Source organism: Lactococcus sp. NH2-7C, from assembly GCF_029953655.1.
Classification (GTDB): Bacteria; Bacillota; Bacilli; order Lactobacillales; family Streptococcaceae; genus Lactococcus; species Lactococcus lactis.
In genome coordinates this window covers 136,930-163,048 of record NZ_CP124538.1, presented here as the reverse complement: position 1 = coordinate 163,048, position 26,119 = coordinate 136,930, and the positions used below count along the sequence as shown (strand labels likewise).

Here is a 26,119-nt window from a genome sequence, read left to right as displayed (position 1 = left end):
ATGATTTCATAGTAGCCCTTTATTTTATAAATTTGGTATCTATAAAGTGTCCAATTTTTAGCACCTTATAGCTTATAAAAGATTATTGTATATAATAAACTACTTATTTAACACAATTCTACTTCTTACTCATCCTAAATAAAAGCATTCCGTAACTCTTTATAGTGTGCGAAAAAGATGAGACAGTAGCCTTAGGTGCTGGAATTAGTGGTGATACTACTGCCTCAATCGAAACAGTCGTTAATATTGGATTCTGTTACAATCTGATCATCAAAGTACTTCAATTGGTTATTATTTCCCAACATATTCTGACATTACTGTTCAAAGTGAAAAGTGAAGGAGTTAACATTGATGAAGCCACTCAAAGTTTAATTATTGATTTTTCAGGTAGTACTGGTAGTGGGAAGCAAATTATTGTAGAGTAATTTCTAAACCTACCTCATTTCTTTGATAATAGTATTAATAGAAAACTGAATTAAGCATTAACAAGATAAAAAGAAGCCCTAGGACTTCTTTTTATCTGTTAACTTTTAGAGTTATTGATGCTAACCTAAGTTTAATTTTATAATCACTATCCGCAGTTATTATAGCTATATAATCACATACAAGTACTTTCTGCTTTTACCAAAAGAAAAATCTAGCTATTTACTAGATTTATTCAGGAGCAATTTGTTCAAAATCAACTGTTCCTTTTCGTTTATTAGCAGCAATAACACGAATTTTTATTTCTTGTCCTATTTGATAAATTGTTTCTGATTTTTTTCCTTTAAAAATACTTGCTTCTTCATCAAATTCAAGGTCTTCTGTAATTCCAGTGTGTAAATTTGGTACTCGAATTAAACCTTCAACGGTATTATCTAATGCTACAAAAATACCAAATTTTTGCACACCTGTAATTGTACCAGTATAAACTTCTCCGATCCGCTCTAACATATATTCTGCTTTTTTCATTGCATCAATAATTCGTTCAGTGACGACCGCACGGTGTTCCATATCAGAAGAATGGCTAGCAATTTCAGGCAAGCGTTCCTTCCACTGTTCTTTGGTACGGTTAGAATGGTCAGAAGGATATAAATGCAATAAACGATGGATAATTAAATCAGGATAACGCCTAATTGGGCTTGTGAAATGCGTATAGTTAGTCGCTGCGAGCCCAAAATGTTTTGTATTTTTTTCAGAGTAAACCGCTGTTGACATCGTATGTCGAAGTTGATAAGTCAATGCCTTTTCAGAACTTGTTCCTTTAATCTCATCAGCAAAGAAATTAATGGCTTGATGAGAATCCGAATTTAAGGAAAAGCCAGCATTAGCAGCAGCTTCCATCAATTTAGCAAAAGCTTTCTCTTTAGGGTTATCGTGAACTCGATATAAGGAAGGTAGTTTTTTCTTTTGAAAATCAAGGGCAACAGTTTCATTTGCCATCAACATAAAGGATTCAATCATTCGTTCTGCAGTATCGCGATCACGTTTTACAATTTCGATTGGATGACCTTTTTCATCTAAAATAATTTTTGCTTCACTCTCGTCAAATTCAATCATTCCTCTGTCTTTTCGCATTGTTTCAAGAATTTCATGAAGTTCAACGGCCACTTTAATTGAATCGGTAATTTTAGAGAAGTTTTCAAGGGCTTCTCTGTGACCTTCTTGTCCTTGATGAATCATTTTATTGACATTATTATAAGTCATTCGATAAGTTGTTTTTATGACTGAAGGTGATATTTTATAACTGACAATCTTACCTTTGTCATCAATTTCCATTAGACAAGACATTGTCAGCCGTTCTTGAGCTTCATTAAGTGAACACAAATTATTTGATAACTTAACAGGCAACATCGGAACAACTCGGTCAGTTACATAGACTGATGTGGCGCGTGAGTAGGCTTCTTCATCTAAAGAAGAACCCTCAGTCACATAATGACTGACATCAGCGATATGAACTCCTAATTCAAAATGTCCATTTGATAATTTTTTAACGTGGATGGCATCATCTAAATCCTTAGAATCTTCTCCATCAATGGTATAGGTAATTTCATTCCGATAATCTTCACGATCTTGCAAATCTGAATCAGTTAATTTTTCGGAAAATGCCTCAGCCTCAGCTAAAGTTTCAGAAGAGAATTCTTGTGGAATTTTCATAGCACAAAGCACTTCTAAAATATCTAGTCCTACTTCTCCTTTATGTCCAATGATACCTGTAATTTTTCCTTCAAATGCCTTTGTATCCGTTGGATATTGTGTAATTTTAAGACTCACCACATCTTCTTCTCGAACCCCTGATAAAGGTTGTTTGATATATAAAGTATCGGAAATTCGATCATTATAGAGTTCTATTCTTCCTTTGTATCCTAATGCTTTGACTTGACGATTAGACAAAGAACGGTAAGTCCCGACCGTATCAACTACGGCTCGTTCATTTATTTTAGTAATTTGTCCACTTGCACCGCGCTTTTCAGTTTTAGGATAGGTAACTTTAACGGTAACTTTATCCCCATCCATCGCAAATTTAGTATCATTTTTACCGATATAGATATCATTTGTTTTATCTGTTGCGTCTTCTGGATGAACAAATCCGAAACCTTTAGGATGTTTAGAAAATACTCCTTTACTTTCTGTTTGATTAAGTGCTGATGCTAATTCTGATAGCTGAACCATATATATTTATTTCTTCCTCCAATTGTATCTCTCTATCATAACATAATCAGTAAGCAATATTCGACTATTAATAATAAAAAAAAGCCTTTATCAGACCTTTTATTTTTTAATTACTTGTTTTTTTTTGACGAAATGTTATAATAGCTAATCCTATGACTATAAGAGTAAAGCCACTAAGGAAAATTATTATACTCATTTTTTTATTCTCAGCAGTTTCAGGTAGTCTTTTTGGATTTGCAGGACTAGAATTTTTTACTTTTTGATTTGTTTTATTTTTGGATTTGGTCTCAGAACTTATTAACTCATCTTTGGCTTTTATTATCTCATTTTTAGCATAAACATAAGTTACAGTCTGAACTTTAGCAGTATATTTACCTTTTGAGTTTCCTTTAATTTCTTGAAGGGTATAACCAGAAATATTTTTTTCTTCAGTTATATAATCTTCGCCAACAGTTCCAGTTCTAACAACATCTTTTGAAATTGATTTTCCATCTGTATCTATATATTTTACAACAACTTTTCCTGTAGCAATAGGTAACTCATTTTTTGTGTATACATAAGTAACTGTTTGTGCCTTTTCTGAAAACTGACCTGATGAATTTCCTTGAACTTCCTTTAAAGTATAATCTTTAATATCTTTTTTATTAGTATAATAGTTTTCACCAATATTTCCTTGTAAAATGATGTCTTCTGAAATAGGATTATTCTCTATATCTACATACCTTACTGTTACATCAGCTGCAACCACTGGATTTTTAGAATATACGTAAGTGACCGTTTGAAGCTCTTCTTCAAAATTTCCTGTACTATTTTGTGGTAGTTTAGTTGTGTCTAATGTGTAACCATCCAATACCAACTTGTACTGTTCTGTACTGGCGTCATAAACATCTCCTTTTGAACCACTAATAGTTTGTGAGTTATGAATCTTGTTTCCTTCCTCATCAATGTACTCTACTGTCACTCCTTTAGAATAATTAGGATAAATGAATTGGAGTTGATTTCGATCAGTAAAGAAGGGATCAGGACTATAATTTTGTAACCATGACTCTCCACTAAAGGGAACAAACTGTTTATTTAAGTTGAAATTACTCAATATGTAATCTGTATCTGGAGAAAGTTGAAAAGAGACCTCTATATCATTCTCTTGGTTATTTGCATCATCTGGATATACAATTGGTTTGAGAAGTTCGACCATATAGCCTTTGAGTTGCTCTAGACTTGGTTTATTATCAGAATAGTTAATTCCATCTATCGTATAAGTAATTTTTATATCCCCTTTAGTTGCTTCTGGGTATGATAAAAATTTAAACCAAGATTTTCCTGATGAATCCTGATTTATAAAGGACATTTTCCATTTATCAATTCTGCCATTAAATACTATCAGTGTCTGTTTATTATATACAACCTTATTCTTCGTTAAATCAACAGTTGTAGGTCTAACAAAGTGATTATAAAAGTCAGAACCCAAAGTATAATAGTCTGATCCATCTGCAGAAACCTGCAGACTCTTACTCGAAACTGAACCTTGAGCGTATACTTTTCCAACTCCAAACACTGCTATTATTGATGTAAATAACAATGATATAAATAAGTTTCTGATTAATTTTTTTGTCATCATCTTCTCCATTTTGGCTTTTTTAATCATAATAAATAAACTCCATAGAATCTGTAAAATATTTTTTCACTAAAAGTAATGCTTCTCTTAATTTTGAGATTGCTCCTCTTTTAACTCTTGCAACATCCAAATTTGCGAAAACTTACATATTTCAAGTTTTTGATTTTTATCAAGATTTTTAAAAAGAAACTCAGCAAAATTTGCTTTTTCCTGTTTATTTGAGTAAATACTATCCATCCCCAATAAATATCTTGGTGTGACATCAAAATACTCTGCTAATTCTAATAAACGAATGGCTGAAGGAATCGTTTGTGTTTTATAATTGCTCAAGGCATTGCGAGAATACCCTAATTCTTTTTCAATTTGATTGAATGACTTTCCTAACTCATTTGCTAGTTTTTTAATTCTTTTATAAAATATACTTTCTTCCATCACTTTTCCTTTCAAAATATCAAAATCTAATTTTCAGAAAAATTAAGATTTTTCTGAAAGTACTGTGATTATTCTGTTATAATCACTTATGGAAAATTCACTAATACTAACATTTACTAAAACAGTATATAAAATACAGCATTTAAAATAACATACTTTAGTAAACAAAAGTCATGATATAAGAACATTAAAGAATTATAAGTGGCTTATTAAGTGTTTGTCGGCATAAAAAGACTCCGAAAAATCTTAATTTTTCGGAGTCTTTTTATAGTATTTTACAAAGCATCATGGTATTTAAACAACGGACTGTTTAAATACCTACTTTATCAGACTTTCTTTTTTAATTATAAAAATATTACATTAGTTACATGTACTCTTTATTATACATTTTTTTATTATTTTTGCCAACATGTTTTTTATATACATTAATTCCGTCAAAGCACCTTTATTCCGTTTCATGTCCCAATCCACTAATTTATTCGAGAGAAATTTCAAAAACCGTCAATACTTCACTAGTGTTTTTGTAGGTTCTTTGAAAGTGCTCTATAGGATAATCCTCACCAATATATTTCTCACAAACCAAGGCCATTGATTTTCTTTTAGTGACTTCATCTATTATTTCCTTAGGTTTTCCATGAATGATAATCGATTTATAATGCAAAGTAAAATTATCCTTATCCAATTTTACTGCATCAACAATATTTAATGATACTTTCACATTCTTTTGGAGATATTTAACAACATTCTTTTTACTGAAAGTATTGATATATATAACGTTTTTTTCCTTATCCCAAACCTACATCATCGGAATAGTTTATACCTCTTTATCCAAGTTAAGAAGTCCTAAAACTAAATAAGTACCATTTAAAAGCATATATTCCAAGTCACTTTGGTTTAATTTATAACTCATTTAATACCCCTTTCTTTTCTTTATCTTACTGTCAGTATATGCTTATTTTTAAAAGTTTACAACCGAAAAAGTATTTTAAAAATCTTTCAATAGAGTTTTGATAATGAAAATTATTTACAAAAAAACTATAAATTATTATGATTTATAGTTTTTGGTTTTTTTACCATTATTAATCACTTTTTTCACCTAATTGATTGTAAATTTCAAGATTAATTTTTAATACATTGACTGTTTTTTCGCCTAAAAATCCTAAAGTCTTATTTTGAGTATTTTTACCCACCATTTTTTTCAAATTGCTCACGCTTATACCTGTAGACTTCGAAATTTGAGGAATTTGAATCAGGGCACTCTGTTGGCTAATGCTAGGATCAAGGCCTGAACCTGATGATGTCAATAAATCTGTAGGAATATCTTTTTTATTTATGCTCGGATTATTATTTAGAAAGTTTTTTAAATCACTCTCTACTCGTTTTTTTAGTAAGGGATTACTAGGTGATAAATTTTGAGAACCTGAAGCCACTCCCAAATATTTACCCTCAGATTTTTCTTTTGCAGTATAAGTATTATAATTAACAGCTGAGGGACGTCCCTTCATGAATCCTTCATCAGAAAATTGTTGACCAATTAATTCAGATCCTATCACTTTGCCCTTATTAACGATAAGACTACCATTAGCCTGATATGGAAAAATACTTTGTCCCAGACCTGTTATGAGCAATGGATAGAAAAGACCACAAATCACTGTAAAAACCACTGTAACTAGAAAAGGTGTTTTTAATTCTTTAAATATTTTTCTCATCACTTCTCCTTTTAGCATTAAAGACCAATCATATGCAGTAACGGAGCAATGATTAAGTCAATAATTTTTATTCCAATGAATGGGGCAATAATTCCCCCTAAACCATAAACTAACATATTATGTGTCAGCATTTTATCCGAATGCTGTGGTTTATATTTTACGCCCTTCATCGCTAGAGGGATTAAAAGTGGAATGATTATTGCATTAAAAATTAATGCTGATAATATTGCACTGGAAGGCGTTGCAAGATTCATGATATTTAAAACATGAATTTGTGGAATAGCAAGCATAAACATTGCGGGAATAATCGCAAAATATTTGGCGATATCATTGGCAATAGAAAATGTTGTTAGTGCTCCTCTTGTAATTAAAAGTTGTTTACCAATCTCTACAATATCAAGAATTTTTGTCGGATCACTGTCTAAATCTACCATATTTGCTGCTTCTTTGGCCGCACTTGTCCCTGAATTCATTGCAATGCCAACGTCAGCTTGTGCTAGTGCTGGTGCATCATTAGTTCCATCACCTGTCATTGCAACAACTTTTCCATCGTTTTGTTCAACTTTTATTGCTTTGATTTTATCCTCTGGTTTACATTCAGCGATATAACTATCAACCCCAGCTTCTTGAGCAATCGTTGCGGCTGTTAAAGGATTATCACCAGTACACATAATTGTTTTAATTCCCATTTCTCGTAAACGAGCAAACCGTTCTACCAATCCTGGCTTTATTGTATCTTTCAAATAGATAACTCCCAGAATCTTTGAATCTTCTGAAACTACCAATGGTGTGCCGCCTACCGAAGATATTTCATCGGTAATTCTCTTCAAATCATTAGGAACTGCCCCTCCTTGTTGTTGAATATAATCAATAACAGCATCTGTTGCTCCTTTGCGAATTGTTTTTCCTGTTGGAAAATCAACTCCACTCATTCGTGTTTGAGCTGTGAATTCTACAAAAGTCATTTCAGCTGGGGTCATAAAATCCTTATCTTCTTGTTCTTCGGCCAATCTAATAATAGACTTGCCTTCTGGTGTTTCATCTTTCAATGAAGTTAAAACGGCATTTTCTGTCAACTCTTCTAAAGATACACCGTTTACTGGAAGGAATTTTGCGGCCATTCTATTACCAAATGTAATTGTTCCCGTTTTATCTAAAATCATAGTATCCACATCACCACTGGCTTCAACTGCTTTCCCAGACATTGCAATCACATTAAAACGTGTTACTCTATCCATTCCAGCAATCCCAATTGCCGATAGTAAACCACCAATTGTTGTTGGAATTAAGCAGACCGTTAAGGCAACGAGCGTTGTTACACTTAACTTCACATGAACAAAAGAAGCAATGGGATAGAGTGTCACAATAACTATTAGGAAAATAATAGTTAAACTCACAAGTAGAGTATTTAATGCTATTTCATTCGGCGTTTTTTTTCGTGAGGCTCCTTCAACTAGAGAAATCATTTTATCAAGAAAAGATTCTCCTGAACTAGAAGTGATTTTTATCTTGAGCCAGTCGCTTGAAACTGTTGTTCCTCCTGTTACTGAGGCAAAGTCACCTCCAGATTCTTTTACAACAGGAGCAGATTCTCCTGTTATTGCAGATTCATCGACGGAAGCAATTCCTTCAATCACTTCCCCATCACTTGGTATCAATTCTCCCGCTTTAACTAGAACTATATCATCTTTTTTTAACTCAATTGCATCAATAATAGTTTCCTTAATCTGATTAGTCGCTTTATCTTTATTGATAATTCTTGCTTTCATATTTTTTTGCGTTTTTTTCAAGCTCTCCGCCTGAGCTTTTCCTCTGCCTTCAGCGACAGATTCTGCAAAATTAGCAAAAAGAATTGTTAAGAATAAGATTAAAGTCACAATTATATTATAAATTTGACTTGACGATTGAACTGTCCCAAATAAGTTAGGAAAAATAGATAGAATTAATGTAATAGTAAATCCAACCTCAACGACAAACATGACTGGATTTTTCATCATATATGCCGGATTAAGTTTTATAAAAGCTCCTTTGATAGAACTTTTTAGAATCTCTTGATTCAATAGTTTTTTATTTTTAGAAATCATCATAAGCCTCATAATGTTAAAGATTCAGCGATTGGTCCAAGAACCAAAACTGGTAAAAATGTTAATGCTGATATTACAATCACTATTACAAATAGAACGATGGTGAAAGTTCCACTATCTGTTTTAAGTGAACCTACAGAATTATTTACTGACTTTTTCATCATTAATGATGAAGCAATCGCAAGTTGAATAATTAAAGTGAGATATCGCCCTAAAAATATAGCAATTCCAGTCGTAATATTCCAAAAAGCGGTATTATCTTTTAACCCCTCAAAACCCGAACCGTTGTTCGCCGCCGAAGATGTATACTGATAAACAATTTGCGATAAACCGTGAAATACAGGATTGGATACTCCAGCTATACCCGCGGAAACAGAAACGGCTAGTGCCGTAAAACTTAAAATAATTAAAGGGTGTATGATAATTGCTAGAGCAGTCAATTTCATTTCTTTTCCTTCAATTTTTTTCCCTAAGTAAACAGGAGTTCGGCCAATCATTAAACCACAGATGAATACTGTCAAAAGAACGTAGAGAATCATATTCATTAATCCAACGCCTTTTCCTCCAAAAACAAGATTAAGCATCATATTAATCATGGCAATACCACCACCTAATGGTGTCAAACTATCATGCATATTATTTACAGAACCTGTTGTGAATGCAGTAGTAATTTCGGTAAATAAAGCTGACATATTTGTGCCAAATCTAGTTTCTTTTCCTTCCATGTTACCCATAGCTTGACTTAAGCCTAGGTGCTGTAAAATAGGATTACCTTTGGACTCAGCCCAAATAATTATTGTAAGCCCGATTAAAAATAAAACACTCATTACGATAAATAATGGTCGAGCCTCTTTTCCTAAGAAAAATCTTCTTTTACTTTTTAATTGTGAATTTAATAATTTATTTTCTTGATGACTCTCTGAAACCATATATCCAAACGCAAATAATATCGAACCAGGTAATATCATCATTGATAGCATTTCAATTATATTTGTAATAATATTTGGATTTTCAAAAGGCATTGCTGAATTTGCTACAAAAAAACCGCCGCCATTTGTTCCCAAATGTTTTATGATTTCAAGAGCTGCTACCGGTCCTAGAGCAATATCTTGCATTTTTTCTTCAAGTGTTGTAATTGTCAAATTATGTACTAAGGTTTGAGGAACGCCTTGTGATATCAATAATAAAGCACCAATAATAGAAAATGGAAGTAATACACGAGTAATTACTCGTACAAAATCATAATAGAAATTTCCCATATCTTTATATTTTCCGGATAGTCCTCGAATGAAAGCCATTGAGGCTGCAAAACCAGAAGCTGCTGATGTAAACATCATAAAGGTAATGACAATCATTTGACTCATATAGGAAAGGGCAGACTCTCCAGAATAGTTTTGTAAGTTAGTATTAGTGATAAATGAAATTACAGTATTAAAACTTAGACTTTGTTCCATTGCTCCAATGTGGTTAGGATTTAGAAATGGAATTTCTTGAATTCTCAAAATTAAATAACCAATAAAAACCATTACAGCATTTGTTAATACCAGAGATAGCGCATATTTTTTCCAAGTCATGGACTGTTTTTTCATAGCAATCAATTTATATATAAAACCATCAAATTTATCCATGACTGGATCTGCAAAGGTCTTTTGATCTGTTGCTATGTGATAAAGGTATTTACCTGTAGGTATCATTAATAATATGGCTACTGCCAATACGAAAATAACTTGTAACATCTGTTCCCCCTAAAACTTCTCTGGATAAATCAGAGCATAAAAGAGATAAATCGCCAATAACATGATAATAATCCCTAAAATAATAAACATTTCAAAAACTTCTTTCTAATTTTCTTTAATTTGCTTGTCACACCAAGCTATTAGAGCCAGAACTAGTAGAAAACTTACTACTAGTCCTCCAAGCATCAATAAATCCATCAAAATATTTTCCTCCTCCTTGATGTTGAAATTATTTTAACACTTGAAAAATAAAAAGAGTGTAAAGATTTGGTTGTTCCTATAAAGATAATCTAAAGATTTTTATAAAAAAAGTACTGACAAATCTGTCAGTACTTTTTAGTCAATTTTTATCATTCGATAACCAACACCGATATGTGTCTGTATCATCTTTGGATAGTTGGAATCAAGTTCAATCTTCTTACGTAGAGTATTTGCAAATACTCTGAGTGCTGAAAAATCTTCCTCATAATAACCCCAAATTTCTTTGACAAGATAGTTATAGGTCATTACACGGTCCAAATTTTCTGCTAATAAACAAAGAAGTTTGTATTCAATAGGTGTGAGATGTATCTCTTTTTCATTTACAAAAACACACTTTGATAAATAATTTATTTTCAACCAGCCATTAGTAAACGTTGTTACTTCTGTCAGTAAATTGTTATTATTTCCAGAAAACTTAGCTCTTCTCAAACTTACCCTAAGTCGAGCCAAAAGTTCATCAGTACTAAATGGTTTCGTCAAATAATCATCAGCACCAGCATCTAAAGCTGCTATTTTATCAGCATCTTCTCCTCTGGCGCTGACTACGATAATTGGAAGTTGAGAGAATCCACGAACTTTAGAAATAATCTCTTTCCCGTCCATATCTGGTAATCCTAAATCTAAAATTAGTAAATCTGGGCGCTGAGAGATAATCTCTCTCAACGCTTCCTTTCCATTTTGAACGGATACATAACTATAATCTTCAACCTCCATTGTCAAAGATAACAGTTTATTAATTGACAAATCATCTTCACAAATCAATATTTTTATATCATCATTGTTCATTAGAAATTAAAACCTCCTCTAAAGGTAATTTGAAACCTATAATTGCTCCATTTGGCTGATTATCTTTAACATATATTTTACCACCATGTGCTAAAATAATACTTTTACACAAAGAAAGTCCTAAACCTAAACCACGCTTAGAATCAACTTGCCGATTTTCATCAGTATAAAATAAATCAAATATTTTTTCTTTGGCTTCATCAGTAATCCCAGGGCCATTATCAGAAACTTCAAGAACTAACTCATCATTAACTTTTTTGGTTTGTAGTTCAATTTTAGAATTGATTGGTGTATACTTCACCGCATTATTAATCAAGTTAACAATCACTTGTATCATAAGAGCCACATCCATTTTCGCCATTAAGAGTTCATCGGCTAAATTTAAACTAAATTCATGCTGTTCTAAATGCCTATCTACATGTTTAAGTGCTTCTTCAACTACTTCATCAATAATGTTAGCTTCCAGCTTTAATTCTATTTTTTCATCCAATCTTGTGATAGACAAAAGATTTTCAACTAAATTAATCAACCACATTGAATCATCATAGATATAAGCTGATAATTCTTGAATTTGAAGTTTGTTTATTGTACTATCATTTTTCATCAGTAATTTTGCATGTCCAGAAATACTAGTTAGTGGAGTTCTTAAATCATGTGAAATGGCACGTAATAAATTTACACGTAACTGTTCTTGCTCAATTTGAATTTCATTTTTTTGTTGAACTTCTCGAAGAATTTCTTTTTCTAAAGCTAATCCTGCTTCACCTAATATGGCCAGAATTATAGACTTTTCAAATGTTTCCAACTCATTTTTGTCCTTCATTAAAATCCCAATCACCGCAAAAGATTGATTTTTCCCACGAATTGACAAATATAAGTAATTAGCAGCTGATAATGTATTGGTCGTTGCTCCCGCACGTTTATTATTGTGCATTACCCACTCAGCTACACCTCTCTCATTAAAATTCTGGTATTTATCTAAATTATACTTAGAAGACTCAGTTGAAAAATATGATTCATTTCCTAAAACTTTTTCTTTGATTGGATAAATCACAATATCTCGATCAAGTAATTTTTTTAGCTGTTGAACTGTTGCTTCTAGAATTTCTGCTACCGAATCAACCTGTGCTAAATCTTTATTCGTTTGTAAAAGTACTTCTGTTCGATATGATTTTTCCGCAGAGACTCGAACTTGTTCTTGAATTCTTTTGATTAATGTTGACGTAATTAATCCAGCAGCCAACATAATTAAGAAAGTAATTGGATAATTAGAGCTAAAGGCTACAAAAGTGTAATAAGGTTCTGTGAAAAAATAATTAAAGCAAAGTACAGATAAGACTGAGGAAATGAGACTAAAAATTCTTCCTTTTGTAAAAATAGCATTAATCTGAACTCCTAAAATATAAAGCATAATTATATTAGCAACATTAAAGTTCCAGTATTTGAAAGCTAACCCGCATGAGGTGACAAGAACTAGCATCAGTATTGTTTTCAATAAATCACTTAATGAAAACTGGATTTTTTTAAAATTATACAAAGTTCTAGAAGTATTTTTTTGTTGTCCCCTTGCATTTGGTATGACATAAATATCAAGTTCTGGTGCTTCCTGACTTATAAGATCTACAATATTTTCCCTACTCCAAAATGAACTTTGTACACTTTTACCAATTACTAGCTTTGATATTTGACTAATTTTAGCATATTCGACAATTTGCTTAGAAACATTATCTCCATAAAGGACGGATATTTTCGCACCTAACTGTTCAGCCAAACGTAAATTCTGTCTCAGTCTATCTTTTTCTTCTTTGGAAGAATTTTCTAAATCGCCAATATATAATGCCGTAAATTCTGCTTTAAATGCAACTGCAAGTCTCGCAGCTGCATGAATAACATGAGAGGCTGAGGGTGAAGCTGAAACACAGACTAAAACATGTTCTTTTGCATAAATACTTTTTTTATTTTGAGCTTTACGAATAGCACTCTTATTGACTTGGTCAGCAGTTTTTCGTAAAGCAATTTCCCGAAGGGCGATAAGTTTTTCTAATGTAAAAAAATTTTCTTTTGCTTGATTTACTTTGTTTAACTGATAAATTTTTCCTTTGTCTAGTCGTTCTAATAAATCGACAGGTTCAATATCAATTAGCTCAATTTGATCAGCCTCTTCGAATATGTAATCAGGAATTTTTTCATTTACAACAATCCCAGTTATTTTTTCAATTACATCATTTAAACTTTCGAGATGCTGAATATTTATTGTTGTAAAAACATCTATTCCTTCTTTCAAAAGTTCTTCAATGTCTTGAAATCTCTTCTTATTTCTTGAACCATGGCAATTTGTGTGGGCTAATTCATCAACTAGGATAATCTGAGGTCTACGAATCAACGCTTCTTCTAAATTAAACTCTTTTAATTGAATTCCTTTATAATTTATTTTTTTTAAAGGTAAGGTTTCAAGTCCTTCAATTAATTTTGAGGTCTCTGGTCGATTATGAGGTTCAATGTAACCTGAAATAACATCAATTCCAGATTCTTGAACCTCACGCGCCCCTTCGAGCATAGCAAATGTTTTTCCAACCCCAGCAGCATAGCCAAAATATATCTTTAGTTTTCCCTTTTTCATTGGTTGCCTCTAAATTTTCTTGTCCATATTATAGCATAAAAAAACATAGTCCATTAAATACATAAACTTTCGCTCCTTCCAAATTTTACTATCGTATAAAAATTCAATTTTTAATTTCAATGTGATTAAAGCACAAAGAATTGAACTAACAAATAAGTATATTTAAATTTTTTGAATAGAAAAACTCTATTGTCATGGAATCTGGAGATACTATGACAATAGAGAATATTTCTTTTACCAGAACTGGATTAAAATTTATAAAAAATTTTAGTTTACGATTTTTTATCTTTTTTGTTTATGCTTCAATAATGATAAAACTCCAAATAATAAAGTAGCACCAACAAGTATCAACCAAAATTCTGTATATTGCCCCACCACAGGAAGGGTTTCTGTATTTTCCTTTTTTTCACCAATAGGTGCTTCTTTTGATTGATTTGGGCCTCCTTTACTATTATTAGTATTGTTTTCATCACTATTATTGTTATTGTTGTCATCATCTTCGTCAGGACTAGTGTCTTTTTTCTCAAACTTATTAATCAAAGTAATTTTATTATTCTCTTGGATTTGTTCAACTTGGTATTGCTTAGGTATATCAATTTCTTTGATTGAATATATAACATTATTTCCCAGCTCATCTCTTATAGTTAGATCGGTAAATTCCCAGCTCCAATTTTCATTACGCCCAATAGTGACTGGATTTCCTTGCAACTTATTATTTGCCAATAGCTGAATTGTAATTGTTTCTGGTCTGATAGATTCATAGCCATTGTCATCCCATTCTTTATTAACAATCAGGCTCATTTTTTCTACTTCGATGACTGTATTAACAATATCACGTCCTATAACTTGTGATTCATAACGATATTTATCGTCAATTGACAACTCTTCTTTTAAGAAATACTGAATTCCTTGTTTAACTCCATCTATCTCCTCCGTTCCATATAAGTGAGAGAAAGTATATTCCCAGCTCTTATTCGAATTTGTTTCTTGTGTTACAAAATCATTAGAATTTACTTGTCCATAAAAAATCTTGATAGCCCGCGGCTAATTCATTGAATTGAACCCGACGTTCTTGCTCGCCATCCCTTCGCCATAGTTGAACTGTAATATACTCTGGTCGTGAAGCGATATCTCCATTATCTAGCCATATTTTTTCACCTGAAATTGTGAGTGGATTTTGAATCTTATTTGAAATTTCAAATTGAATTTCTGAATCATTTTCGTCATTCAATCTTTGAGTTGTTGACTCATACCCAGCTACAGGGATTTCTGTCACGTCATAGAAAATTTCACGCCCTTCGTTGTTATATTTTGGTAGATTATCATAAACATAGCTTCAATTATCTGTAGCTCTTATCTCTATTGGGGGCTTATAAGGAAGTCGAACTTCTTCTTTATTATTCGTTGCTTTAAGATTTGCCCAAATTTGAACTTCAATGGTATCGGGTCTTAGACCGTTTATATTACTATCATCATCCCAAGTTTTATCAATTGTTAATCTTTTTACAGCTGAGTATTTAAAAGAATCAAATCTAAATTGTTGAAGATTACGAAAGGTACCTGTTGATCCAGATACAGCTAAAGCTAGCGAGTCAGATGAATCAATTTCTTTTTGACCAATTAGATCATAAATATTGTTGTCTTCTGTCAAAGCGCCCGATACGATTGGATTAGTTGTTATACCATGGAGCAGATATATTCGAAGCGTTCTTTTTCCTGAATTTCCAGGTTTATAATCATAGATGACATTTTGAAAACCTGTGGTATTGTCTTTAGTCGAACCACTTGATAAATTATCATTAGCATCATATCCATAATCAGAAGTTTGTCTTCTAATTGCTCCTTGCACAGGATTACCATCGCTATCATCACCAATTTCAGTACGACGACTTGTACCCGAATTTTGTAATATCTTAGTTGTGTCTAGCCAAGCAACTTGATTCCAATCAGCTACTCCAAATCCTGCATTAGTTGCAAAAGGTACTACCCGTCCTGTATCCAAAAGGGGAGTGTTAGCCGGAGTGGGTTCAGTTGTCGTTTGGATAAAAGCTCCGAAAGGATTGCCTTGATGTGGTGTTTTATCTCCAGGATCATATTCCCAGCCTAAGCAATGGTTATCATCTTCATTACTCTGCTGTGCAGTATTCCAGTAAGTGTCAAATTTATAACCAATTGCTCCTTTAAGACCACCAACCCCCATATTAGCTCCTGTAAAACCAACCTTTCCTATTTCTTCGGGATGAAAAGCAAAACCGATCCCATCGGCACCTCCACTTGGAGTTCCTCCATTTTCCACAGTATTTTCATCTCTCCAATCCTCATCTGTCCTATCTCCAAGGTAAATAGCGCCTTTAAGTTTAAAAGATTGTTCTGTTGAAATTCGATTATTAAGTGTAAAATTACCTGACCAGTCATTTCGATTGGGGGTTAAGGTGATAATTCCTGTTTCTTCATCATATCTGGCTTTCATTTCGTCATCAGTTAGAGCAGGACCAAAAGAGTTAAAAAGCTCCACCGACCTGATAACGCATGCCAACAGTGCCTGATAAAGTAAAATTATCATTGAAATCACTCCTAGTAAGTGTCGTTGCTCCCGTATCAACATCACTTGAATGTACAGTAACTACCTCCTCAGCATTAGTCTGTTTAGTTTGAACTGATAGCAATGTCAGTAGGCTAATAAATATTAGACCAATTAGAGAGAGACTATTACAGTTCTTTTTTGCTTGGATTCATTCTTCACCTGCTTTCGAGTTTGTATTTAATTTATTACTATAATCACATTGTTGTATTCGTTTTCATTATATCATTAATTATTTTTGCTCCAAAATAATATCCTCAGTACATTGTCCGATATTTTTAATACCGATTATTCTTTGGCAAAACTTTATTAATAATTATTTAAACCTTTTTCTATTTAATTTATACATTTTAATATTCCTAGTTTAATTAACTAGCTTTTTTAAGTTCGAAATAAAAAAGCTGAATATGAATGTATATGTTATGTATGTATATGTTTTGTTTTACTTACTTCGCTTTCCCAAAAAATAGAATAATATTAGCAATAAAAACAAAGTTATTCCTACCAACATATAATGTATCCAATTTAAGTCTGTTTTTTTTGTGTAATCTACAGACGTCTGATTGTACATGTTAGCTTCGCTCTCTTTAATAGTAAAGTCTTTTAAAAATTGCCAGTCTTCATGATCATTCTTCAAGACGATCTTATAAGTATAGGTTCCTGGTTTAAAGTGATCATTAAGTGATACAGGGAGTTCAAAAGCACTATTAGGCGCAATACTCAGGTTCTGCTTTTGGATATTAACTAATGGTTTTGTTTCTCCTTTTTTAGTGATGATAAAATCCCCATTCAGCTGAGACATTAATTTAGCTTGAGGATTGCGAATGGTCATACTGACTTGGTTGTGTAAATTTTCCTGTCCGATTTTGACATCGCCCCCAATCAGTTCGGAGTGAACAGGTGTATCATTTTCGGCAATCCGAAGCGCAATTGTATGGATAAAGACGTTTTGTATGCCTTTATCTTCTTTTTTTTCTTGGACTGGACGAACAACGATTCCTCCTAATAAAATCCCATTAAAAGCTTGATCGGGCATTGTTAAATGAAAACGAACTGTATGCGATTGGTGTCCACCTACTGTAAGTTGTGGGCTGTCATTCTTAATCAAGTCCTTTAGATCTAACTTCATAGAAGGATCTTTCTTAAATTTTGATTGAGTATAGTCGACAATCCCATTGCGATTGGTTGTCGCGTTATTAATTTCAATTTGAAATGTTTGAGGCTGGTTAGATTCATTATTAAGCGTTAATTCAAAATTATCACTTGCCTTAGGGGCTAATTTCATATCATAAAAATTAGAAGTCTCTTTCTTTTGAGAGATACCAAAGTTAGGATTAACCGTATAATTTCCTGCCTTTTCAGAAGATGAGATCTCTTGAGCATTCACAAAACCCTGACTCCCAAAGCTTATGAAAAGTAGGAGAGAGAAAAAGAGCATAAAATATTTTTTCATTTGAGATTCCTTAGTTAAAAAAGCCATTCTTTTAAGAGAGTGGTCTCTTTTCTTTTTTAGAAACAGCTGAAGTGTCATTCGCTAGGAGCTCCATCAACCACATTCCAAACAATGGTTGCGGTATATTGGTTAGGAGTAGTTTTGGCTGGAACCTCAATACTTGGACTCAAAGTAATTTTTGTATCTGGTTTAGTTGCATCTGCTTTATCTAGAACATCAATATTTTGGGCGCTTCCATTCAATGAAACTGCCGCAACCTTCCCTTGATCAGAAGTAGGAGCAAGGCTTAAAGTCATCCCTCCTCCCAAAGAGGCTCCCTTTAGATAGCTTGCCTGTAAATCCCACCCATCAGATAACCCTCGACGATCCCGCAAGTTCAATGATATATCTTCTATTTTAGGCTTTGAAGTTTGACTACTTCCATTTAAAATAATGTTATTAAAATCAATACTAGGTAAACTTGATAGTGTCAATGCTCCAGATTTAACATGAACCTGTACTACTTTTTCTATAGGAGAAATAGGTTTTAAAGAGTATGTTAATGAATAATCACCTACTTTATGAGTATCCACTTTATCTGCCCCCAATACTGACACCTTATCAAACTTTAATGGATTCCCGGCATTGTCCGTTGCTGACAAAAATCCTTTACTAATATCTAATGAATCACCTACGGTTAAAACAATATCCTGAACATCAAGGCTACTTTTAGTTTCTAAAACTTTTACTTCATTATGCGTTACCATGCCATCGTATGTGAAGGTTAGCGGATATACACCTACTTTTTTTGTATCAACTTCTCCATTAACTATTACTTGATCATCCTTAACAGGGTTTCCATCTCGATCTGTTACAGTTAAAATATTTGAGCTTTTATCCCATGGATTGTATTGATAAATTACACTGTTCTGAGTCTTTAGTTCACGCTGGTCAATAGTAACTATTGAATCAATAGAGTTAGATTCGAGGTCGTTTGAATCCGTTAATTTAAAACGTAAGGTATGTTTTCCCGTTTGATTAATAGGAGGTAAAGAAGCTTCTTTTGTTGCCCCGGATTCGTTTGAATCGCTTAAGTCATAGGTTTGAACTTGCTTAAAATCGCCTTGATCGACAGATTCCCATAGTGTTACCTTTTGGCTTGTTGGCGCATCAAAAGAAAACTTAAGATCAATTGGTTGTTGACTTCCGTAACTTTTACTCCCCATTGTAGCCATTAGTAATTGTGGCTTTTCAGCCTTAAATAGTGTTTGGAGCGTTATCGGGCGTTGGAGCACATTTTGTTCGCTAGAACTTAAAATAAAATTTTCCCCTTGGGATGTCTTTTGTGCAGTTGCTTGTACTTTAGGCTGAGTGTCAACTGTTTTATTAAAGATATTAACAACTCTACCGAATCTTTTAGCCACCATCTCTGCTGTTGGGAACCCATCTTTCCTTAAATTCCATTGTATTGTTGGAGTGAGATATCCGCCTGGAAGTTGAGTATTAACTCCTTTGACTTCATCAAAGGATGCATGCTCTATATTATATTCATTTTTACTGTCCCACGGAGAAATATAGGTTGACCATGTAGGAATATCTATTTCCATGGTATTAGATGGTTTAGCTCCATCTATTAAAGAAATCTTAGACCTATGCAAAAATTCAGTTTGGCACTGATCCCAATCGTAAAAAGTTGCTTTTCCAACAATTTTATTGTCTTGTGAGGGAAATATCCATCCTTTGGTATTAACTTTATTTGGACTTTCATCAAAAGGTAATCCTTCCGCAGACAACAACACATGCTTGTCAAAGGCCATTGATATATGGTTTGGAACATTATCTTTTGGTAGACCACTGTCAAATATATAGTTCCATAACATACTAGCTACCCCGGTTTCTGAATCACCCCTCATAGTTATACGAAGCACTTTTTCTCCTGATGGAGCATTAACTACATTAAATCCATTCGTATTGACTATGGTTGTATCATGTCCAGGATAATTATCTAGTGTTAATTTAAATGAAGAAGGAGATAAGGCAAAGCCTTTGTCCACTGCTGCTTTCAACGTTTCCGGTGTTATATCTTCCTCACTGGATAAGCTTGAAAAGTTAACGTCACATATAAAAGAAAGGCCAGTTTGTGCAATAAGAGGGAAGTCGGTAATGCTAGTATCTGAATTATCACAAGTTCCCTGTAGAAAGACAGGGATAACTTGACTAGAACTTGAATATATATTTGAAACGTCTGCATTAATAGTTGGCTTAGGTGTTGGTAAAAGTTTTACTTTAACGCCTCCAGGTTCATATGCTTCACATGTTTTTACATTTATTAGTGCTATCCCCATAACAAGCAAAATACCTAGTAAAAAGGAATTAACTATTTTTTTCATTAAAATTTCTCCTCAGTAACCATATAATTTTTGGTATGATATTTAAGATTTTTACATTAAGCTTGTTGAAAGTATTGAAAAGAGTTTTAGGTTTCATACCTCATATATCATTTAAAAATTTTTTGGTATCTCGAAAAATAATACCTCCTTTATCAAATAGAACTATATTTATTATATTTATATTTTATAATATATTGCGCATCATAAACAATACACAAATGCTGTATATCATTATACATCGTTTGTGTATAAAGGTACAAGTATAGCTTTCTATCAACCTTTTCTCTTTTTTTTGTAAGAATATCAGTACATTAACTTTTACCTTTCGTTGTAATTAATTGAAGATAAATATATAATTAGTCGTATAAAAAATAAGATACTTATATGTGTTATTAATCATATATTTACCTAATAAATAAGAAAGGAAAGTACATTCACCAGTATAAAAATTTATCCATGTTAAAAAATATTATTCCATGTTATTTAAATATTGAAATAGAGGTTTTATTCTATATAATTAAAAAGAAATCAACAACTCTGAACGATGTTTCTGCTAGCTTAGGGGTTTCGAAGAGAATTGTAAAAGAAAATATAATAAAGATTAATACTTCTATGGAAGATTATTTTTCAGTAATTGGCTTTATTGTTTCAAATAATTTTGGAAGTATTTGCGTAAATTCAAATTATAAGTGCTGCTCATTAGAATATGCTTATAATTTACGACTATATCTTTTAAAGAGTAATGTCTTATTTAATTGCTGCGTTAAGCTGGTTACTCACTCTAAAATAAGTAGAGAACATTTGATTCGTTCTCTTTTTATATCAGAATACTATCTACCTAAACTAATACATAAACTTAATATATTTTTTGAAGACTTTGGAATAACGATCTTAAATAATCAAGGAATTTATTGTTTGGAGGGCAATGAACTGTCTATTCGACTTTTTTCATACCTTTTTTTACAAGACGCATTTCAGGAAGTGGATTGGCCATTTGAAGACATTCCAAAACCTCAGCAAATATTACAAAATTCTGACAAATGGGCCAGTACTAAAAAGAGGGCTTTGTATTTACTATATACTGTCTTATCAATTAGAGTAGCTGATAATAAATTTTTAATAGCGCCATTTTCCAAAGATATGATGTCCTTCTTTGAAATTATTTATCAAGACTTTGATATTTCCTCTCTAATTAATCCAAACTTTTTTTCAATTATTAAACTTGGAAAAAGTAAAAAAATAGAAATGTTATACTTTAGTTTTTTGTCTAGAATATTCCTTCCTTATATTTTTTCGATGGAACAAAAAAAGAAATTAGGAAAATATTTTTCTACTTCTGAACATCCATTTTGTATACTTGCTAAAAAGATATTTACTAAAATAGCTTCTTTAATTAATGTTAATGGGTTAGAAAATGATGAACGAAAGTACTTATACCTTTATTACATTGTAATTTTTAATGCTTGGTGTCTGCTCAATGGTGAGAACAAGGATGTACTTAGTTTTTATATTCCTTTTACACATTTTGAATTGCCCCAAAATACGTTGTTGTTTTCTAAAATTAAAGAAGAAATATTATCGGTAGTAAACGATAGAAAACATACTAATCTTCTAAGTAATCTAATATGTTCATTATCTATTTCTGAGAAAAAAGGCCATTTGAGTATATATATTCAAGTCATTAAATCATTTACAACAGAAATTTTTATTAGAAATAGATTAACTAGTTTCTATAACAAACAAAATATCTATATCACTGATAGCTATGACGAAGCTGATATTGTTATAACTGACACGTATGAAAGATTTAATAAATCAAGTGGTAAAGAAATATTTTATCTGGATTCAATTGAGGATGAGTTAATTCTAAATGAGTTGAACGAATTGATTAGAATCAAATATAGAGAGAAATTAAGAAATAATTAGTTTTATATTTTTTTTATAGATTTCTTCTGTTAAACCTTAATGGAAGAATTAATTAGCCAAAAATAGTATTAGATTTAAATTTTTAAAAGAAGTTTTGTCTGGTTATCAACGAAAGGGAAGTTTATATGAATTTAGCATTTTATGAAAAAATCCATTTTGCAATGTATCTAACATTTATAGGAGGAGCAATGGATACTTATACTTTCTTAAAGTATAATGCATTTCCAGTAGCTCATAGTGGGAATCTAATACTTGCATTATCAAATATATATACACATCATTATGATTTAGCCATAAAAAAGGGACTGGCCGTATTATGCTTTTTTTTAGGGGTTCTATTTGCAAGACTAATGCAGAATTTGCTACAGAAATTACCCGGTTGGGAAGTATATACTTTATTTTTCGAAGCAATTATATTTTCTTTAATTGGATTTCCAATATTTTACAACCATCCCAGTATGGTGATTGCACTAATTGCTTTTACTGTTTCAATTCAATGGGTTCTATTTAATACTGTAGAAGGTCATTCTTATATCAATTTATATGTTAGTGGTAATATAAAAGGATTAGGTCTTAACTTGATCAATTATATAAATAACCCTGAAATCAAATCTTTAAAAAAGGTCAAATTTTTTATAAAATTAATTTTGTGTTTCTTTATTGGAGCAATATTATCACTCTTTTTTTTCCAAATATTTGCTGTTAAATCATGTTTTTTCATTAGTTTGTTATTTGCTTCTTTGGCCATTAAATCTGTTTATGATCAGTTTTATGGAAAATAATTTATTATATATATTTACAAATACGGAGCTAGTTTTAAGTACTTAATCTATATTTCTAAAATATAATACTCCCGGAGAGTTATCAGGGAGTATTTCTATTTATATTTTTTATAAGAACTATTTTTTCAAACCATTAGCAGACTACTTTAGAATATAATATTATATCACAATTGTAGAGGTTCAACATTAGGCATTTAGATGCAAAAAATTAAGGAAAAAAATGATGAATGGAATCGTTATTAATGATAGAATCGTAGACAAACTAACCAAGAGTATTGCTGGTTCTGCATCACCTTTCGATTCCAATGTAAATAAAACAACTAAGCCAGCAACTGGACAAGAAGTCAATATTACTGTTGTTAAAAGTGAGGTACCCGTGACTCCCAATGATATTAAAATAAATATAGAAAAAATTGGGTATATAAAATTTTTCAAAAGGATGGCTAAAATTAATAATCGATTAAAACTTAAAACTTTTAACTGAATATCTGCTAAACTACAACCTATTATAATCATGGACAGAGGTGCAAACATCGCAGCTATATAATCTAGTAATTGGTTAACTACGTTAGGGATAGGTATTGAGAAAACAAATACAAAAATTCCTAGAAAAATAGCTATAATATTAGGATTCATCAAAATATCACGTGATAACTCTTTCCAACCTTTTTGCTCGTTAAATAGACTTACACCATGGCTCCAAGAAAATATGTTGAAAGCTAAAACTGAGATAACACTAAAAAATACACCTTGGCTTCCAAAAAGTGCCTGAGCTAATGGAATTCCCATGAATCCTGAATTTGGGTATACACTTCCATATTTTAAAGTTCGTTGTAAATTTTTATCCTTTACTTTAGAAAAGATGAGTTTTGAAATAATTATGGAAACAATATATATAGCGAAAACACCGATACTAGTTATCAAAAAAGTTATCATACGATCCGCAGAAAATTTTTGCTCAAAAGCTTTAATGATTACACATGGAGAGATAAAATATAAAATAATTTTTGTTAAATCAGTATTAGTTGTATCTCTGAGAAAGCCAATTTTTTTTAAAAATACACCAACTAGCATTAAAATAAAAATAATAATAATTTGCAATAATAAATTTGTTAAAAACAATATTACCTCCTTAAATATGATCTCCTATTTACTGAATAGGAATTCATTTTCTATATAATAATATGATAGAGGAAATAATATGACATAGCAATATACAAATAATGTACAACGATACTTGTTATTTATCTATTTTTTTAAATTTAATATACAAACTTAAAACTATTCAAATAATTAAATCTAATATACGTAATAAAAAACCTTGAATTCTTAAAGGTTCAAGGTTTCTATTTTTTTACAAACTATTTGGTTCTTATCAATAAAATTCTTCAGGCAATAATTTTTCTGCTAATTTAATGTTATCAGAATAGTCCAAAGGAACGTCGATTACCACTGGCCCAGTAGTATCTGGGATTGATTTAAGAATTTCAGCAAGTTCTTCTTTGCTATGTGCGCGGTAGCCTTTTGCTCCCATTGCTTCAGCATATTTTACGTAATCAACATAGCCAAAATCAACGGCTGCTGAACGACCATATTTCATTTCTTCTTGGAATTTAACCATATCATAATGGCCGTCATTCCAGATAATTTGAACAATTGGAAGATTTAAACGTACTGCTGTTTCCAACTCTTGCCCTGTGAAAAGGAAACCTCCATCACCAGAGTGTGAATAAACTTTTTTACCTGGGCGCAACAATGCGGCTGTAATTGCCCAAGGGAGAGCAACTCCGAGTGTTTGCATTCCGTTTGAGAAGAGGAGATGACGTGGTTCGTATGATTTGAAATGACGTGCCATCCAAATGTAGAGGGAACCCACGTCAACGGTTACTGTTTCATCATCTTTGACGATTTCTTGGAAAGTGCTGACCAAATCAAGGGGATGCATTCTACCTTCTTCGGTATTTTCGGTATCAAATTCGTGCTGTTCAGCAACTTCATGAAGTCCATCAAGATATTCTTTTGTTCCTTTTGGAATTTTGTAGCCACGCACTGCTGGTAAAAGATTATCCAATGTTGCCGCGATATCACCAATTAATTCACGTTCTGGTTGGTAGTAAGTATCAATTTCAGCAATGGCATTATCAATAACGATAATTCGACTGTCAATTTCTGCATTCCAGTTACGAGCTTCATATTCAATTGGGTCGTAACCAACAGCAATAACAAGGTCAGAACGTTTCAAAAGCATATCACCTGGTTGGTTGCGGAAAAGTCCAATACGTCCATAAAAAGTATGTTCTAAATCATGTGAAATAACCCCTGCACCTTGGAATGTTTCAACGACAGGAATATTAACATGAGTCAATAGATTACGCAATGATGAAGCAACTTTAGCATCTGAAGCACCAGCTCCAACCAAAATTACTGGCAAAACGGCATTTTTAATTGCTTGTGCTAGGTAATTGATATCATCAATCGAGGCATTCCCCATTTTAGGGTCTGAAAGTGGTTGAATGGCTTTGATTGATACTTCGGCATCTGTCACATCTTGAGGAATTGACAAGAAAGTTGCACCTGGATGTCCTGATTTTGCAATACGATAAGCGTTGGCAATTGATTCGGAAAGTGTATCAGGATCAAGAACTTCTGCTGAATATTTTGTTGCTGATTGCATCATTCCGGCATTATCCATTGATTGGTGCGCACGTTTTAGACGGTCGCTTCGTTTAACTTGTCCACCGATAGCCAAAATAGCATCACCTTCAGATGTCGCAGTCAAAAGTGGTGTCGCAAGATTTGATACACCAGGCCCACTTGTCACAACTACTACACCAGGTTCGCCAGTTAGACGACCAACGGCTTGAGCCATGAAAGCAGCTCCTTGCTCATGACGAGTCACGACCATTTGAGGTCCTTCTTCATTTTCTAATAAATCAAAAATCCGGTCAATTTTTGCTCCTGGAATCCCAAATACATACTTCACTTTATGGTTAATCAAACTATCGACAACCAAGTTCGCCCCAAATTGTTTCTCAGACATTTTTTATTTTACCTCTATTTGTTCTAATTCATATTTCATAATCTCTTGGATTACTTCACAATCATTTTATCAG

19 protein-coding genes and 1 pseudogene are annotated in these 26,119 nt (G+C 32.2%); 3 read left to right on the top strand and 17 right to left on the bottom strand.

The genetic code is table 11. From position 1 onward, the window contains the following. Window positions 1-164 precede the first annotated feature (164 nt). Window positions 165-425: a hypothetical protein gene (locus tag QJV49_RS00785; protein WP_225511368.1), complete on the top strand. Its 261-nt coding sequence runs from the start codon at window positions 165-167 to the stop codon at window positions 423-425. Window positions 426-654: 229 nt separating this feature from the next. On the opposite strand, the gene rnr is transcribed toward QJV49_RS00785, so the two are convergent. The 15 genes and pseudogenes from rnr to QJV49_RS00715 form a co-directional block, all read right to left on the bottom strand. Beyond that, on the bottom strand, window positions 655-2,652 hold the full coding sequence (gene rnr, locus QJV49_RS00780; protein ID WP_225511367.1) for a ribonuclease R: 1,998 nt from the start codon (window positions 2,650-2,652) through the stop codon (window positions 655-657). Between the two features lie 106 nt (window positions 2,653-2,758). Beyond that, the gene (locus QJV49_RS00775) at window positions 2,759-4,297 is read right to left on the bottom strand and encodes a MucBP domain-containing protein (RefSeq protein WP_225511366.1); all 1,539 of its coding nucleotides are present in this window, start codon (window positions 4,295-4,297) and stop codon (window positions 2,759-2,761) included. A 57-nt stretch (window positions 4,298-4,354) separates the two neighbouring features. Then, a complete protein-coding gene (locus QJV49_RS00770) occupies window positions 4,355-4,699 on the bottom strand; it encodes a helix-turn-helix transcriptional regulator (protein ID WP_225511365.1) in 345 nt (114 codons plus the stop codon). Between the two features lie 475 nt (window positions 4,700-5,174). After that, window positions 5,175-5,417 carry a hypothetical protein gene (locus QJV49_RS00765; protein WP_241892339.1) on the bottom strand — a complete coding sequence of 81 codons (243 nt, stop codon included), beginning with the start codon at window positions 5,415-5,417 and terminating at the stop codon, window positions 5,175-5,177. A 361-nt stretch (window positions 5,418-5,778) separates the two neighbouring features. Beyond that, entirely contained in the window at window positions 5,779-6,408 is a 630-nt protein-coding gene (kdpC, locus tag QJV49_RS00760; RefSeq protein ID WP_225511364.1) for a potassium-transporting ATPase subunit KdpC, read from the bottom strand. A 17-nt stretch (window positions 6,409-6,425) separates the two neighbouring features. After that, window positions 6,426-8,492, bottom strand: a complete 2,067-nt coding sequence (gene kdpB, locus QJV49_RS00755) for a potassium-transporting ATPase subunit KdpB (protein ID WP_225511528.1) — start codon at window positions 8,490-8,492, stop codon at window positions 6,426-6,428. An 8-nt stretch (window positions 8,493-8,500) separates the two neighbouring features. Further along, complete coding sequence (locus tag QJV49_RS00750) at window positions 8,501-10,228, bottom strand: potassium-transporting ATPase subunit KdpA (protein WP_225511363.1); 1,728 nt, start codon at window positions 10,226-10,228, stop codon at window positions 8,501-8,503. Between the two features lie 9 nt (window positions 10,229-10,237). Beyond that, complete coding sequence (gene kdpF / locus QJV49_RS13220) at window positions 10,238-10,318, bottom strand: K(+)-transporting ATPase subunit F (protein WP_080513128.1); 81 nt, start codon at window positions 10,316-10,318, stop codon at window positions 10,238-10,240. 246 nt (window positions 10,319-10,564) lie between these two features. Next, window positions 10,565-11,275, bottom strand: a complete 711-nt coding sequence (locus QJV49_RS00745) for a response regulator transcription factor (protein ID WP_225511362.1) — start codon at window positions 11,273-11,275, stop codon at window positions 10,565-10,567. After that, a complete protein-coding gene (locus QJV49_RS00740) occupies window positions 11,265-13,895 on the bottom strand; it encodes a sensor histidine kinase KdpD (RefSeq protein ID WP_225511361.1) in 2,631 nt (876 codons plus the stop codon). The genes QJV49_RS00745 and QJV49_RS00740 overlap by 11 nt, the downstream gene beginning before the upstream one ends. Before the next feature lie 282 nt (window positions 13,896-14,177). Continuing rightward, the gene (locus QJV49_RS00735; protein WP_225511360.1) at window positions 14,178-14,777 is read right to left on the bottom strand and encodes a Cna B-type domain-containing protein; all 600 of its coding nucleotides are present in this window, start codon (window positions 14,775-14,777) and stop codon (window positions 14,178-14,180) included. Between the two features lie 121 nt (window positions 14,778-14,898). Further along, complete coding sequence (locus QJV49_RS00730; RefSeq protein WP_281449173.1) at window positions 14,899-15,171, bottom strand: Cna B-type domain-containing protein; 273 nt, start codon at window positions 15,169-15,171, stop codon at window positions 14,899-14,901. Window positions 15,172-15,180: 9 nt separating this feature from the next. Then, window positions 15,181-16,365, bottom strand: a pseudogene (locus tag QJV49_RS00725) (Cna B-type domain-containing protein); the annotation flags it as partial. A 553-nt stretch (window positions 16,366-16,918) separates the two neighbouring features. Beyond that, window positions 16,919-18,007 carry a DUF916 and DUF3324 domain-containing protein gene (locus tag QJV49_RS00720; RefSeq protein WP_225511359.1) on the bottom strand — a complete coding sequence of 363 codons (1,089 nt, stop codon included), beginning with the start codon at window positions 18,005-18,007 and terminating at the stop codon, window positions 16,919-16,921. Beyond that, window positions 18,004-20,298 (bottom strand): bacterial Ig-like domain-containing protein, encoded by a 2,295-nt coding sequence (locus tag QJV49_RS00715; protein ID WP_225511358.1) that lies wholly within the window; start codon window positions 20,296-20,298, stop codon window positions 18,004-18,006. Before QJV49_RS00715 ends, QJV49_RS00720 begins: the two co-directional genes overlap by 4 nt. Window positions 20,299-20,754: 456 nt before the next feature. On the opposite strand from QJV49_RS00715, the gene QJV49_RS00710 reads away from it, so the two are divergent. After that, a complete protein-coding gene (locus QJV49_RS00710) occupies window positions 20,755-22,224 on the top strand; it encodes a helix-turn-helix domain-containing protein (RefSeq protein WP_225511357.1) in 1,470 nt (489 codons plus the stop codon). A gap of 125 nt (window positions 22,225-22,349) precedes the next feature. Next, entirely contained in the window at window positions 22,350-23,006 is a 657-nt protein-coding gene (locus QJV49_RS00705) for a YoaK family protein (RefSeq protein ID WP_225511356.1), read from the top strand. A 186-nt stretch (window positions 23,007-23,192) separates the two neighbouring features. On the opposite strand, the gene QJV49_RS00700 is transcribed toward QJV49_RS00705, so the two are convergent. Both QJV49_RS00700 and alsS read right to left on the bottom strand, forming a co-directional pair. Then, complete coding sequence (locus tag QJV49_RS00700) at window positions 23,193-24,128, bottom strand: AEC family transporter (RefSeq protein WP_225511355.1); 936 nt, start codon at window positions 24,126-24,128, stop codon at window positions 23,193-23,195. A 253-nt stretch (window positions 24,129-24,381) separates the two neighbouring features. Beyond that, a complete protein-coding gene (gene alsS / locus QJV49_RS00695) occupies window positions 24,382-26,046 on the bottom strand; it encodes an acetolactate synthase AlsS (protein WP_225511354.1) in 1,665 nt (554 codons plus the stop codon). Between the last annotated feature and the right edge of the window lie 73 nt (window positions 26,047-26,119).

What these genes read in the sequence shown, in the direction of transcription:
- QJV49_RS00750 (WP_225511363.1), bottom strand. Translation starts at nt 10,228, where the DNA reads ATGTTACAAGTTATTTTCGTATTGGCAGTAGCCATATTATTAATGATA.
- rnr (WP_225511367.1), bottom strand. Translation starts at nt 2,652, where the DNA reads ATGGTTCAGCTATCAGAATTAGCATCAGCACTTAATCAAACAGAAAGT.
- kdpF (WP_080513128.1), bottom strand. Translation starts at nt 10,318, where the DNA reads ATGTTTATTATTTTAGGGATTATTATCATGTTATTGGCGATTTATCTC.
- QJV49_RS00715 (WP_225511358.1), bottom strand. Translation starts at nt 20,298, where the DNA reads ATGAAAAAAATAGTTAATTCCTTTTTACTAGGTATTTTGCTTGTTATG.
- QJV49_RS00710 (WP_225511357.1), top strand. Translation starts at nt 20,755, where the DNA reads ATGTTAAAAAATATTATTCCATGTTATTTAAATATTGAAATAGAGGTT.
- kdpC (WP_225511364.1), bottom strand. Translation starts at nt 6,408, where the DNA reads ATGAGAAAAATATTTAAAGAATTAAAAACACCTTTTCTAGTTACAGTG.
- QJV49_RS00705 (WP_225511356.1), top strand. Translation starts at nt 22,350, where the DNA reads ATGAATTTAGCATTTTATGAAAAAATCCATTTTGCAATGTATCTAACA.
- QJV49_RS00720 (WP_225511359.1), bottom strand. Translation starts at nt 18,007, where the DNA reads ATGACACTTCAGCTGTTTCTAAAAAAGAAAAGAGACCACTCTCTTAAA.
- QJV49_RS00770 (WP_225511365.1), bottom strand. Translation starts at nt 4,699, where the DNA reads ATGGAAGAAAGTATATTTTATAAAAGAATTAAAAAACTAGCAAATGAG.
- kdpB (WP_225511528.1), bottom strand. Translation starts at nt 8,492, where the DNA reads ATGATTTCTAAAAATAAAAAACTATTGAATCAAGAGATTCTAAAAAGT.
- QJV49_RS00775 (WP_225511366.1), bottom strand. Translation starts at nt 4,297, where the DNA reads ATGATTAAAAAAGCCAAAATGGAGAAGATGATGACAAAAAAATTAATC.
- QJV49_RS00745 (WP_225511362.1), bottom strand. Translation starts at nt 11,275, where the DNA reads ATGAACAATGATGATATAAAAATATTGATTTGTGAAGATGATTTGTCA.
- QJV49_RS00740 (WP_225511361.1), bottom strand. Translation starts at nt 13,895, where the DNA reads ATGAAAAAGGGAAAACTAAAGATATATTTTGGCTATGCTGCTGGGGTT.
- alsS (WP_225511354.1), bottom strand. Translation starts at nt 26,046, where the DNA reads ATGTCTGAGAAACAATTTGGGGCGAACTTGGTTGTCGATAGTTTGATT.